The sequence below is a fragment of the Rhodococcus sp. FW305-130 genome (assembly GCF_058788335.1).
Window position 1 is genome coordinate 540,403 of the sequence record NZ_JBYTAP010000001.1, and the last position, 12,547, is coordinate 552,949.

Consider the following 12,547-nt stretch of genomic DNA (forward strand, 5'->3'; position numbering starts at 1 on the left):
TGTTCCGGTTTTGGAACGTGTTCTATATTCGGTGTGTGGCTGCCGTTCGGCAGTCTCTCGATCGTTCACCGACTGGAGTTCAGGCACATGTACGAGTGGTCCGACACCGACCTGATGTTCCGCGACGCCTTGCGGGGCTTTATCGACAAAGAGGTGCGGCCTCATGTCGACGAGCTCGAAAGTGGTGCGCTGCCGCCGTTCGACATCATTCGCAAGCTGTACTCGACCTTCGGTCTGGCCGACATGGCACGCGAGGGCCTCGAGAAGTCGCTCGCACGCGAGCGCGGCGATGCTCCGTCCGGTGACGGTGAGAAGTCGAGCGCCTTCAGTGGCGCAGGCAGCATGGGCGTTGTGCTCAACAGCGAATTGGCCGGCGTCAGCCTCGGCCTCGTTGCGTCGTTGGGCGTCAGCCTCGGATTGGCCGCTGGAACTATCCGCAGCCGCGGCACACTCGCGCAGAAGGAACGCTGGCTCCCCGGCTTGGTAACTTTCGAAACCGTCGGTGCATGGGCGATCACCGAACCGGACTCCGGCTCGGATGCTTTCGGCGGTATGAAGTCCTACGTACGCCGCGACGGTGACGACTACATCCTCAACGGCAACAAGACCTTCATCACCAACGGTCCGTACGCCGACGTGATGATCGTCTACGCAAAGCTCGACGAGGGGGACGCTTCGGTTGATCGTCGTGACCGCAAGGTGCTCGCCTTCATCCTCGACAAGGGCATGGAGGGGCTCACACAGAGCCCGCCGTTCAAGAAGATGGGAATGAACTCCTCGCCGACGGGTGAGCTGTTCTTCGACAACGTCCGCATCACCAAGGATCGTCTGCTCGGCGAAACCGAGGACAGCGGAAAGTCCGACGGAAAGTCCAGCGCCAAGGAGAGCTTTGCCGCCGAACGCATCGGCATCGCGTCGCTCTCACTGGGCATCATCAACGAATGCCACCGTCTGAGCATCGAATACGCGAAGTCCCGCAAACTGTGGGGACGTGAGATCGGGCAGTTCCAGCTCATCCAGCTCAAGCTCGCCGAGATGGAGGTCGCTCGAATCAACGTGCAGAACATGGTCTTCAACGCGATCGAACGCACCGCGGCCGGAGACAAAGTGAGCCTGGCGGAGGCGTCGGCGATGAAGCTGTACTCGTCGCGCGCAGCGACCGAGGTCGCGATGGAAGCCGTGCAGCTGTTCGGTGGAAACGGCTACATGGCCGAGTACCGAGTGGAGCAGTTGGCGCGTGATGCCAAGTCGCTCATGATCTATGCGGGCAGCAACGAAATTCAGGTCACCCATATCGCCAAGGGCCTCCTGGGCTGACACCGGAACGTTTTCGCTTGTCGATCGACCGCAGCAGGAACCGGATAGTCTTGCTGCGGTCGGCGACACCGCGCCGACGGATCGGAGTAAGCAGTGAACGCGCCAGATCCCACAAATGTTCATCCGATGGCCGGGCAACCACGAGTGGTGTTGCTGAAGCCGTTGATCGACAACCCGTTGATCGAGGTAGGGGAGTACACCTACTACGACGATCCGGAGTTCGCCGAAGAGTTCGAGACTCGAAACGTGTTGCATCACTACGGTCCCGACAAACTGGTGATCGGCAAGTTCTGCGCCCTGGCCACCGGTGTCACCTTCATCATGAACGGCGCAAACCATCGTATGAACGGTGTCTCCACTTACCCGTTCCCGATCATGGGCGGCGATTGGGCCCGGCACATGGATTTGGTGCAGGATTTGCCGTCGCGCGGTGACACCGTCGTGGGGAACGACGTGTGGTTCGGCGGGAACGTGACAGTCATGCCCGGTGTCCGGATCGGCCACGGGTCGATCGTGTCCACCGGCGCCGTCGTAACGCGCGACGTCCCGGACTACGCAATTGTCGGCGGCAACCCGGCGATGGAGATCAAGCGCCGCTTCAGCGCTGAAGACATCGAGAAGTTGGTGCGAATTGCGTGGTGGGACTGGCCGATCGAGAAGATCACCCGCCACGTCCGAGTGATCTCGGACGGAAGTGTCGCGGAACTCGAAGCGGTCGAGTGATCTCCGCGCCCGCTAGTTCGTTCGTGTGAGCGAGTAGTTCCGGACATAAAGCAGGGCGGCCGCGAGAAGGCCGACGGCAAGACCTGTTGCGGTGAAGGTGATCAGGTTCGGCTCGAGGTCGAAGTGGATAACGGCCGATGCCGGGTAGGGGTTCTGAGGGTCGCGCGGTTCGGGAAGGACCACCGAATAGAAGGTGGGCGGCCAGATTCGTCCGACAACGGCAACCGCGAGTCCGTAGGCTGCGCCGAAAGCTGAAAGGGCAAGCGGAAGAGCAAATTTTCTACCGTGCGCGTCGCGGGCCAGTCGCCATCCCGTCGCGTTCAGTATCGCCGAGACGACAACGGCGACAGCCGTTCCGACCATCAGGAACCAAGCGGCCGCGGGGAACCAATGTGGTGCGTCGGAGTAGCTGTAGCCGTCGATCACCCACATGTACCCCGTCTTGCCGTCCTCTATCGGCGGCGGTGGTGGAGGTTGGATGCCGATATGTTCTGTCCGCGTGGATGGCGTGGCAAATCGCCAGGCGAGCACTCCGAGGACGCTCAGGAGTAATCCGGTCGCGATGAAAACTGCGAAGAGTGGTTCTGCAACACGGTCGCGCAGCGTTGTGAATCGCATTCGAGGATCGTCTCATCTCAGCCCGAGATCGAGACTCTTTGTCGGTGGCTTGTATTAGCTTGTGCGCATGACTCTCACACTCGGCATGATCACTTTCGACAGTCTCGATCCCGGTCCGCTCGCAACGTGGTGGGCGGCGCAGTTGGGCGGAAACATCGTCGAGGAGAACGACGGTTGGTTCTACATCGTCGCGGTCCCTGACAGCGCCACCAACTTCGCATTCCAGAAGGTCCCGGACCCCACGGCCGGCAAGAATCGCATCCATCTCGATTTGGGGAGTCCGGATCTCGACGCCGAGGTGGCGCGGCTCGTCGAGGCCGGAGCAACCGAGCACCACCGCGAGAACATGGACGGTTTCCGTTGGGTGACGCTCCTCGATCCTGATGGGAACCAGTTCTGTGTGTCCGGTCCTCACGCCTGAGCTGACAGGTTCTGAGCTCACCCGATTCGCGCCCACTGATTTCGTGCCCACTGATTTCGCGGGCACCGATTCGGGCATGATGAGGGGCATGACTTCTCAGACTTCTCGGACCGGGGCCGACGCAGTCGGCCTGTGCAGCTTCGTCGATTCGTCACCGTCGCCGTTCCATGTGTGCGCGACGGTGGCGACCGAGCTGACGGCCGGCGGGTTCGTCGAAGTCCACGAAACGCAGTCGTGGCCCGCCGAGCCCGGACGGTACTTCCTCGTGCGCGGTGGTTCGCTGATTGCCTGGAGCACCGAGGGCGTGGGAAACACCGCTCCGTTCCGGATCGTCGGAGGTCACACCGACAGCCCGAATCTGCGGGTCAAACAGCATCCCGACCTCACTTCGGCCGGGTGGCAGATGGTGGGCCTCGAACCGTATGGCGGTGCGTGGCTGAACTCTTGGCTCGACCGCGATCTCGGTATCTCCGGCCGATTGAGTGTCCGGGTGGGAAACACGGTGGAGCAGAAGCTGGTTCGCATCGACGACCCGATTCTGCGTGTTCCGCAGTTGGCTATCCACCTGTCCGAAGATCGCAAGGGCGTGACGCTGGATCCGCAGCGGCACGTCAACGGAATCTGGGGAGTGGGTTCGAAACCCAAGTCGTTCATCGGATTTGTCGCCGAGCGTGCGGGTGTAGCCGCGTCGTCGGTTCTCGGCTGGGAATTGATGACACACGATCTTGCGCCCAGCGCAGTCGTGGGGGTGGACAAGGAATTGGTCAGCGCCCCTCGGCTGGACAATCAGGGCACGTGTTATGCAGGGACACAAGCACTTCTGGCCGCAGTCGAGTCGCCCGGTCAGCAGGTCCCGGTGCTCGCACTCTTCGATCATGAAGAGGTCGGCAGCATGTCCGACCGTGGAGCTTTCTCAGATCTGCTGAACACCGTGCTCGAACGGATCGTGTTGGGGCGCGGTGGTGGCCGCGAAGAATTCCTGCAGGCGATGGCGGGCTCGGTGTGTGCGTCGGGCGACATGGCTCACGCGACGCACCCCAACTACCCGGACCGCCATGAGCCCGCTCATCGGATCGAGATCAACGGTGGGCCTGTACTCAAGGTGAACCAGAACCTGCGATACGCCACCGATGCGGCCGGTGCAGGCGAATTCGCGCTCGCGTGTGATCAGGCGGGAGTGCCGATGCAGCGCTACGTCCACCGCGCCGATCTGCCGTGCGGCTCCACCATCGGACCCATCACGGCATCACGGACCGGACTGTCCACCGTCGACGTCGGCGCGCCCCAGCTCGCGATGCACTCGGCCCGCGAGTTGATGGGCGCGGCAGACGTCCGCATGTATGCCGACGCGCTCGGTGCCTTCCTCACGCCTCGAAGTTAGAGGTCGCGTAGTTAAAGTGCTGAGAGCCCGGCGGGTGCGGCCGGGAGACCCTCGAAGAAGTCGGCGCTCGGTGTGAAGAACATCGAGCCCGTCACGGCCGTCGAGAAGTCGAGTAGTCGGTCGTAGTTGCCGCGGGGGTCGCCGAGAAACATGTTCTCCAGCATCCGTTCGGTGATCGCAGGCGTGCGGCAGTAGCCGATGAAATAGGTGCCGATCTCGTCGTCACCGAGGCGCCCGTACGGCATGTTGGCACGCAGGATCTCTAGAGCCTTGCCGTTCTCGTCCTTGATCGCGTTGAGCGCGACGTGCGAGTTGGCCGGCTTCACGTCGGACGTCATCTCGATGTCCTCGAGCTTGCTGCGCCCGATCACACGCTCCTGCTCGTCGACGGTGATTGCTTCCCAATCGCGCATCTTGTGGATGTAGCGCTGGATATGGACGTAGCTGCCGCCGGTGAACGCAGGATCCTCGTCGCCGACGGTCACTGCGGCGACGGCGTCGCGGCCGACCGGATTCTCGGTGCCGTCGACGAAGCCGATGAGGTCGCGGTTCTCGAAGTACTGGAAGCCGTGAACCTCGTCGACCACCGTGGCCGCGCCGTGCAGTCGCTTCGTGATCTGCCGAGCCACCTCGAAACACGCGTCCATGCTCATCGCGCGGATGTGGAAGAGCAGATCACCGGGAGTCGACGGCGCCGAGTGAACGTCACCCTGCAAAGCGGTGAACGGGTGCAGCAGCGCAGGGCGCTGACCGGCGAACAGTCGATCCCAGGCCAGCGAACCGATGCTCGTCACGACGTCCAAACCCGATCCAGGGACACGCAGCCCCACAGCCCGCTGCAGACCGGCGACATCGGCGAGCAGTTCTCGTGTGGTGTTCTCGCCACCCGGATTCACGGTCGCGACCAGGAAAATTGCAGCCGGAGTGAGGGGAGTGGTCACCGACTGGGACTGTGCCGTGAGGTCGGCTTGACGAACATCCTGGGGCATGCGAGACCTTTCGAGGGAAAGAATGAACCGGCCTGACCTTAAGAAAACCGACCGGATTACCCAAACCGGGGTGGGTGTGACGGGCGATACTTCGCAGGCCCGGAGGTGTTGCGGGTGCTGCCGTCTGCGGAAGTCGTCGGCCCACACCGATAGACTGTCCCCCGGCACGTTCTTTCGTTGGGCACATTCGTGGTGTCCCGCTCCGCGCCGGCTTGCCTCTTGACTCCCGTAGGGAAGGGACCACTCTCCAGTGTCTGCTCACCAGGTCGATACCGTCACGCACGCATCGGCTGATCCCGATGCCGCTCAGCCGTTCAAGGAGCTCGGTCTCAAGGACGACGAATACGCACGCATCAAGGAGATCCTGGGCCGCCGTCCCACGGACGCCGAACTGGCGATGTACTCGGTGATGTGGAGCGAGCACTGCTCGTACAAGTCTTCGAAGGTCCACCTCGGATACTTCGGCAAGACCACCACCGACGAGATGCGCGCCAACATGCTGGCCGGTATCGGCGAGAACGCCGGCGTCGTCGACATCGGTGACGGCTGGGCAGTCACGTTCAAGGTCGAGAGCCACAACCACCCGTCGTACGTCGAGCCCTACCAGGGGGCGGCAACCGGTGTCGGCGGCATCGTCCGCGACATCATGGCCATGGGTGCTCGTCCGATCGCCGTCATGGATCAGCTTCGGTTCGGTGCTGCTGACGCCCCCGATACCCGTCGCGTCGTCGACGGTGTCGTGCGTGGTGTCGGTGGATACGGAAACTCCCTCGGCCTCCCCAACATCGGCGGCGAGACGGTCTTCGACGAGTCCTACGCAGGCAACCCGCTGGTCAACGCACTGGCAGCCGGCGTCATGCGCGTCGAGGATCTGCATCTGGCCTTCGCTTCGGGTGCAGGCAACAAGATCATCCTGTTCGGCGCACGCACCGGTCTCGACGGCATCGGCGGCGTCTCGGTTCTCGCGTCGGCGACGTTCGACGACGAGGGTGGAGACACCGGCGGACGTAAGAAGCTCCCTGCGGTTCAGGTTGGCGACCCCTTCACCGAGAAGGTGCTCATCGAGTGCTGTCTCGACCTCTACAAGGCCGGCCTCGTTGTCGGCATCCAGGACCTCGGCGGCGCCGGGCTGTCCTGCGCCACCTCCGAGCTGGCTGCAGCCGGTGACGGCGGCATGCACATCAACCTCGAGAAGGTTCCGATGCGCGCCACCGGCATGACCCCCGCCGAGGTGCTCTCCAGCGAATCGCAGGAGCGCATGTGCGCCGTGGTCACGCCCGAGAACGTCGATGCGTTCATGGAGGTCTGCAAGAAGTGGGACGTCCTGGCCACCGACATCGGCGAGGTCACCGACGGTGAGCACCTCACCATCTCCTGGCACGGCGAGACCGTCGTCGATGTTCCCCCGCGCACCGTCGCTCACGAAGGCCCGGTCTACAACCGTCCCGTCGAGCGCCCGGCAAGCCAGGACGCGTTGATCGCGAACACGACCGCCGGACTGAAGCGTCCCGAAACCGACGCCGAGCTCGAAGCGACCCTGCTGAAGATGATCGCCTCGCCTGCCCTGTGCAGCCGCAAGTGGATCACCGAGCAGTACGACCGCTACGTCCGCGGTAACACCGTCCTGGCCGAGAACGCCGACGGCGGTGTCATCCGCATCGACGAGAAGACCGGACGCGGAATCGCTCTGTCCACCGACGCTTCGGGCCGCTACACCGCGCTCGATCCGTACACCGGTGCGCAGCTCGCATTGGCCGAGGCTTTCCGCAACGTGGCAGTCACGGGCGCAACGCCCAAGGCCGTCTCCAACTGCCTGAACTTCGGTTCTCCCGAGGACCCGGGTGTCATGTGGCAGTTCCAGCAGGCCGTTCGCGGCCTCGCCGACGGCTGCGCCACCCTCGGCATCCCCGTCACCGGCGGCAACGTCAGCTTCTACAACCAGACCGGATCCACGGCCATCCTGCCGACGCCGGTGGTTGCCGTCCTCGGTGTGATCGACGACGTTCACCGCCGTATCCCGACGGGCCTCGGACTCGAGCCTGGCGAGACGCTGATCCTGCTCGGCGACACCCACGACGAGTTCGACGGTTCCATCTGGTCGCAGGTCGAGCACGGTCACCTCGGTGGCGTGCCGCCGAAGGTCGACCTCGCCCGTGAGCAGCTGCTTGCGGACATCCTGCTCGCCTCCTCGCGTGACGGACTGGTCACCGCAGCTCACGACCTCTCCGAGGGTGGACTGGCCCAGGCTGTCGTCGAAGCCGCGCTGGCCGGCGAAACCGGTTGCCGCATCCTGATTCCCGAGGGCGCAGATCCGTTCGTGACCCTGTTCTCGGAATCGTCCGGACGCGTCCTGGTTGCGGTTCCTCGCACCGAGGAGACCCGCTTCACCGGTATGTGCACCGCTCGCGGCTTGCCGTGGACGCGTATCGGGGTCGTCGACGAGGGCAGCGACTCCGTCGAGGTCCAGGGACACTTCTCCGTCACGATGGCCAAGCTCCGTGAGGCCTTCGAGGGAACGCTGCCCGCACTGTTCGGGTGATAGATGGTCGATTCCGGAGAACTGACTTCTTCTGACAGCCAGCCGCAGGAACACCACCTGCGGCTGGCTGTTCCCGCATCTCTCGAGAAGTTCGACAACCGCTTCACCGAGTGGGCGTGGGGGCTCCTCAAACTCGACTTCACCGGCATCGCGTTTGCCGCGTTCTTCTTCTGCTGGTCTCTGACGCCGTCGTTGCTGCCGCGCGATTGGCTCTTCCAGGGTCTGATCGGCGGCATCAACTCGGCCATCGGCTACGGCGTCGGCACCGCGATCGGTTGGGCTGTGGAGCGATACCTGCTCAGCGGTCGACGGTGGTGGCCCCTGCCCGAGCCGGTGCCTTCCGCGATCAAGGTCTTCGTACCGGTCGCATCCATCGTCGCGGCGATCATCATGTTGGTCTACGCCGCCGGGTGGCAACGCGAAATTGCGGCGCTGACCGACGCCGAAGGCACGACCACCTCCGGCTACATCCGAACCCTCGGATTGAGCCTCTTCATCGGCGGCCTGCTCATCTCGATCTGGCGGGTCCTCCACGATCTGGTGAAACTGATTGCCCGACAGCTGATGCGGCGGTTCCACTGGTCGCGGTCTGTGGCCAATGGTGTCGGCGTCCTGGTTGTCACCGTCCTGTTCTTCATGTTGGTCGACGGCGTCCTCGTCCGCGGAATCTATGCCGCGACCAACTCGATCTTCAGTCTGCAGAACTCGACCACTCGAGACGGCGTCGTCGAACCGCAGGATCCGATGAAATCGGGCAGCCCCGAATCTGCTGCTCCCTGGGACACATTGGGGTTCGAGGGGCGCAACTTCGTCTCGCGTGGACTGGACGCCCAGGAACTCGAAGCGGCAACCGGTAACCCTGCGATGGATCCGATTCGCGTGTATGCCGGACTCGAAAGCGCCGAAGATCCCGAAGAGCGTATGGATCTGGTCATCAAGGAACTGGAGCGAACCGGCGCCTTCCAACGCAAGGTCCTCGTGGTCATTCCGACGACAGGTACAGGGTGGGTCAATCCCACTGCGGCACAGGCAATCGAGCTTGTACATGGCGGCGACACTGCTCTCGTCGCCAGCCAGTACTCGTACCTGCCGAGTTGGATCTCGTTCCTCGCAGACCAGGAGAAGGCGCAAGCTGCCGGTCGCCTGTTGATCGAGCGGGTACACGAAAGATGGCTTCAGGAACCGGAAGCCACCAGGCCGAAGTTCATGGTCTACGGCGAGAGCCTCGGCGTCATGGCCGGCGCGGGGGCATTCGACACACTGCAAGCGGCGCGCGATACCGCCGACGGAATTCTGTGGGTAGGTCCACCGAACGCGACGCAGTTGTGGCGTTCGATCGAGAAGAGGCGCGATCCCGGCACTCCCGAAGTGGCGCCCGTGTACGCGGACGGTCTGGCCGGAGTCCGGTTCGCGGATCGCTCCGCAGACATTCCGACCGACGGTATGACGTGGCCGCGGCCGCGAGTTCTGTTTGTCCAGCATCCTTCCGATCCGGTGGTGTGGTGGTCACCCGACCTCATGTTCAACCGGCCCGAGTGGCTCAAGGAAGTACCGGGATTCGACCGCTCACCGTCGATGAAATGGTTCCCGGTCGTGACGTTCTGGCAGGTGTCTGCAGACCTCGGTAACGCCGCGGGAGTTCCGGACGGTCACGGTCACAATTACGGAACCTCCGTTCTGGACGCCTGGATCAGCGTCGCCCAGCCCGAGGGATGGACGGCCGCAGAAACCGAGCGGGTGCGTTCGGCGTTGGTTGTCGCCGTGAAATCCGAGGGCCCAGAGAAGTGAGGGGAGTCGCCTCGATCGCGCTCTCCGCCGCCGCGATCACCTGGAGCAACGTCGTGCTTCCGGCATTCGGTCTTTCGCCTCGCGCTCGCGCCGTGGTCAACACCGCGGCCGGTCTGTCGGCCATCGGAGTCTTACTCGCACGTGGTTACACCCGCGAGGAACTCGGATTGGCACACACCGGAATTCGTGGTGGTGCCCAGTTCGGCGGAGCCGCGGCCGGGGCGGTCCTCACCGGCTACAGCGCCGCTCTGGTTGTCCCGTCCTTGCGTGCGACACTCGCTGCCGACGAGCGAGCAGACGGCCGTGAGGACTTCCTCGAATGGATCATCTTGCACATCCCCTTCGGCACGGTGCTTTCCGAGGAACTGTTGTTCCGTAGCGCGATGTCCGCAGTCTGGAATCGTGAGCTGAACCGTCCCACCGCGCAGGCTGTTCATGCACTGACTTTCGGGTTGTGGCACGTCGCCCCCGCCCGCGGTGCCGGCGACAACGTTCCCGCTGCAGTGGCATTCACCGGCGCGTCGGCACTGCTGTTCGAGTGGCTGCATCGCAGGGGTGGCAGCGTCCTCGCACCGGCATTGCTGCACCTCGCGACCAATGCCGGTGGCGCACTTGCCGTTCGTATCGCTACTCGAAGACAAGGAGTGAACTGATGCCGCCCCGCCGCGCCGTCGACCCCGCCGAATTCCGTGCCGCAGTCCTGGCTGTCGGCCCGTGGCTTCGCGATCCGGAACTTCCGAAGCCTTCTCGCGCTGAACTCGGCGCCGCAGTGAAGATGAGTGCGCGCACTCTCGAACAGATCGCCCCCGGATCGAGCGTCGAGGTGCGGGTGCCGCCGTTTGTCGCCGTGCAATGCATCGAAGGTCCACGTCATACGCGCGGAACCCCGCCAAACGTCGTCGAGACGGACGCTCGCACGTGGTTGCAGATGGTCACCGGACTGCTCGAGTTCTCCGAGGCCGCAGGTGACGGACGAGTCGACGCATCAGGTAGCCGCGCCCCCGAAATTGCGCACTGGCTCCCACTGCTCCGGTTGGCGTAGTGACAGAGACCATCCGGTTCGCTTCGGCGTGATCTGAGGCCCAAGGCTGCCCTCAGGGGAAGTGTGTCCCAAAATGGCCGTAGACTGTGGATGCCCCCCAACCCCTGCCCACAAAGGGAGCGCCCGGTGACTCGTGCCGATCTGTCGGTCAACAGTCCAAATCTCCTCGCTTCGAACCCGTCCGACGAGGACGAGAACGAGCCCCGCGAAGAATGCGGTGTATTCGGCGTCTGGGCGCCGGGAGAGGATGTGGCGAAGCTCACTTATTACGGCCTGTACGCACTTCAGCACCGTGGTCAAGAAGCTGCCGGCATTGCGGTAGCCGACGGCTCCCAGGTGTTGGTGTTCAAGGATCTCGGCCTGGTCAGCCAGGTATTCGACGAGCAGACTCTCGCAGCGATGCCAGGACATGTCGCCGTCGGACATTGCCGTTACTCCACCACCGGTTCCACGACGTGGGAGAACGCGCAGCCCATCTTCCGTACGACCACTGCCGGTACCGGCATCGCGCTCGGCCACAACGGCAACCTGGTCAACACCGCTGAACTCGCGAGCCGCACCCGTGCAGCCGGCCTGGTCAACGACAAGCGCCCCAATGCCGCGACTTCCGACTCCGACCTCATCGGTGGTCTCCTGGCACACGCTGCCGGCGACAGCACCATCGAACAGGCCGCGATGGAATTGCTTCCCACGTTGGAGGGCGCGTTCTGCCTCACCTTCATGGACGAGCACACGCTGTACGCAGCGCGCGATCCGCACGGCATCCGCCCGCTCTGCCTCGGTCGACTCGACCGCGGTTGGGTAGTCGCCAGCGAGACCGCAGCCCTCGACATCGTCGGCGCGTCGTTCGTTCGCGACATCGAGCCCGGTGAGCTACTCGCGATCGACGCAGACGGCGTCCGCTCCTCGCGTTTCGCGAACCCGACTCCCAAGGGTTGTGTCTTCGAGTACGTCTACCTCGCGCGTCCCGACAGCGTCATCGGTGGCCGTTCGGTCCACTCGACCCGCGTCGAGATCGGCCGTCTGCTCGCCAGCGAGCACCCCGCCGAAGGCGATCTGGTCATCCCCGTTCCCGAGTCCGGCACCCCCGCCGCCGTCGGGTATGCCCAGGGTTCGGGCATTCCTTACGGCCAGGGTTTGATGAAGAACGCCTACGTCGGCCGTACCTTCATCCAGCCGTCGCAGACGATCCGTCAGCTCGGTATCAGGCTCAAGCTCAACCCGCTCAAGGAAGTCATCCGCGGCAAGCGGCTTGTGGTGGTGGACGATTCGATCGTCCGCGGTAACACTCAGCGTGCGCTCATCCGGATGCTCCGCGAAGCCGGCGCCCTCGAAATTCACGTCCGTATCGCCTCGCCGCCGGTCAAGTGGCCCTGCTTCTACGGCATCGACTTCGCCTCACCGGCCGAATTGATTGCCAACGGAGCAGGCGGACAGGATGCGACGTTCGAGGAAATGCTCGACGGTGTGCGTCGTTCCATCGGAGCGGACACGCTCGGATACATCTCCACCGAAGGCATGATCGCCGCGACCGAGCAGCCGGCCAGCCGTCTGTGCGCCGCATGCTTCGACGGGACCTACCCGATCGCGCTTCCCAAGGAAACGTCGATCGGCAAGAACGTCCTCGAGGGGATGCTCGAGAGCACCGCAGGTTCGACGGCCACTCGCGACAACGACAACGCGAGCGCGCTCAGCCGCCCCTGAACACCGAAAGCTGCAAAGCGCCGAA

Annotated in this window: 11 protein-coding genes; 9 read left to right on the forward strand and 2 right to left on the reverse strand. The window is 63.8% G+C overall.

The window, feature by feature from the left end; translation table 11 throughout:
* The first annotated feature begins 87 nt into the window (after positions 1 to 87).
* Complete coding sequence (locus AC3WQS_RS02655; RefSeq protein WP_007733810.1) at positions 88 to 1,317, forward strand: acyl-CoA dehydrogenase family protein; 1,230 nt, start codon at positions 88 to 90, stop codon at positions 1,315 to 1,317.
* A 126-nt stretch (positions 1,318 to 1,443) separates the two neighbouring features.
* A complete protein-coding gene (locus tag AC3WQS_RS02660; RefSeq protein WP_070796070.1) occupies positions 1,444 to 2,040 on the forward strand; it encodes a CatB-related O-acetyltransferase in 597 nt (198 codons plus the stop codon).
* Between the two features lie 12 nt (positions 2,041 to 2,052).
* On the opposite strand, the gene AC3WQS_RS02665 is transcribed toward AC3WQS_RS02660, so the two are convergent.
* Positions 2,053 to 2,658 carry a hypothetical protein gene (locus AC3WQS_RS02665; RefSeq protein WP_042952816.1) on the reverse strand — a complete coding sequence of 202 codons (606 nt, stop codon included), beginning with the start codon at positions 2,656 to 2,658 and terminating at the stop codon, positions 2,053 to 2,055.
* A 67-nt stretch (positions 2,659 to 2,725) separates the two neighbouring features.
* On the opposite strand from AC3WQS_RS02665, the gene AC3WQS_RS02670 reads away from it, so the two are divergent.
* Entirely contained in the window at positions 2,726 to 3,079 is a 354-nt protein-coding gene (locus AC3WQS_RS02670; protein WP_020970627.1) for a VOC family protein, read from the forward strand.
* Positions 3,080 to 3,167: 88 nt separating this feature from the next.
* Positions 3,168 to 4,460, forward strand: a complete 1,293-nt coding sequence (locus AC3WQS_RS02675; protein ID WP_024487294.1) for a M18 family aminopeptidase — start codon at positions 3,168 to 3,170, stop codon at positions 4,458 to 4,460.
* A gap of 11 nt (positions 4,461 to 4,471) precedes the next feature.
* On the opposite strand, the gene AC3WQS_RS02680 is transcribed toward AC3WQS_RS02675, so the two are convergent.
* Positions 4,472 to 5,449, reverse strand: a complete 978-nt coding sequence (locus AC3WQS_RS02680; RefSeq protein ID WP_283308339.1) for a Dyp-type peroxidase — start codon at positions 5,447 to 5,449, stop codon at positions 4,472 to 4,474.
* Positions 5,450 to 5,699: 250 nt separating this feature from the next.
* On the opposite strand from AC3WQS_RS02680, the gene purL reads away from it, so the two are divergent.
* The 5 genes from purL (at position 5,700) to purF (ending at position 12,522) form a co-directional block, all read left to right on the forward strand.
* A complete protein-coding gene (purL, locus tag AC3WQS_RS02685; protein ID WP_019745104.1) occupies positions 5,700 to 7,988 on the forward strand; it encodes a phosphoribosylformylglycinamidine synthase subunit PurL in 2,289 nt (762 codons plus the stop codon).
* A gap of 3 nt (positions 7,989 to 7,991) precedes the next feature.
* Positions 7,992 to 9,776 (forward strand): alpha/beta hydrolase, encoded by a 1,785-nt coding sequence (locus AC3WQS_RS02690; protein WP_492713019.1) that lies wholly within the window; start codon positions 7,992 to 7,994, stop codon positions 9,774 to 9,776.
* Complete coding sequence (locus tag AC3WQS_RS02695) at positions 9,773 to 10,429, forward strand: CPBP family intramembrane glutamic endopeptidase (protein ID WP_019745102.1); 657 nt, start codon at positions 9,773 to 9,775, stop codon at positions 10,427 to 10,429. Before AC3WQS_RS02690 ends, AC3WQS_RS02695 begins: the two co-directional genes overlap by 4 nt.
* Positions 10,429 to 10,818 (forward strand): sterol carrier family protein, encoded by a 390-nt coding sequence (locus tag AC3WQS_RS02700; protein WP_003939745.1) that lies wholly within the window; start codon positions 10,429 to 10,431, stop codon positions 10,816 to 10,818. The genes AC3WQS_RS02695 and AC3WQS_RS02700 overlap by 1 nt, the downstream gene beginning before the upstream one ends.
* 126 nt (positions 10,819 to 10,944) lie before the next feature.
* Positions 10,945 to 12,522, forward strand: a complete 1,578-nt coding sequence (purF, locus tag AC3WQS_RS02705; RefSeq protein WP_003940541.1) for an amidophosphoribosyltransferase — start codon at positions 10,945 to 10,947, stop codon at positions 12,520 to 12,522.
* The last annotated feature ends 25 nt before the right edge of the window (positions 12,523 to 12,547 follow it).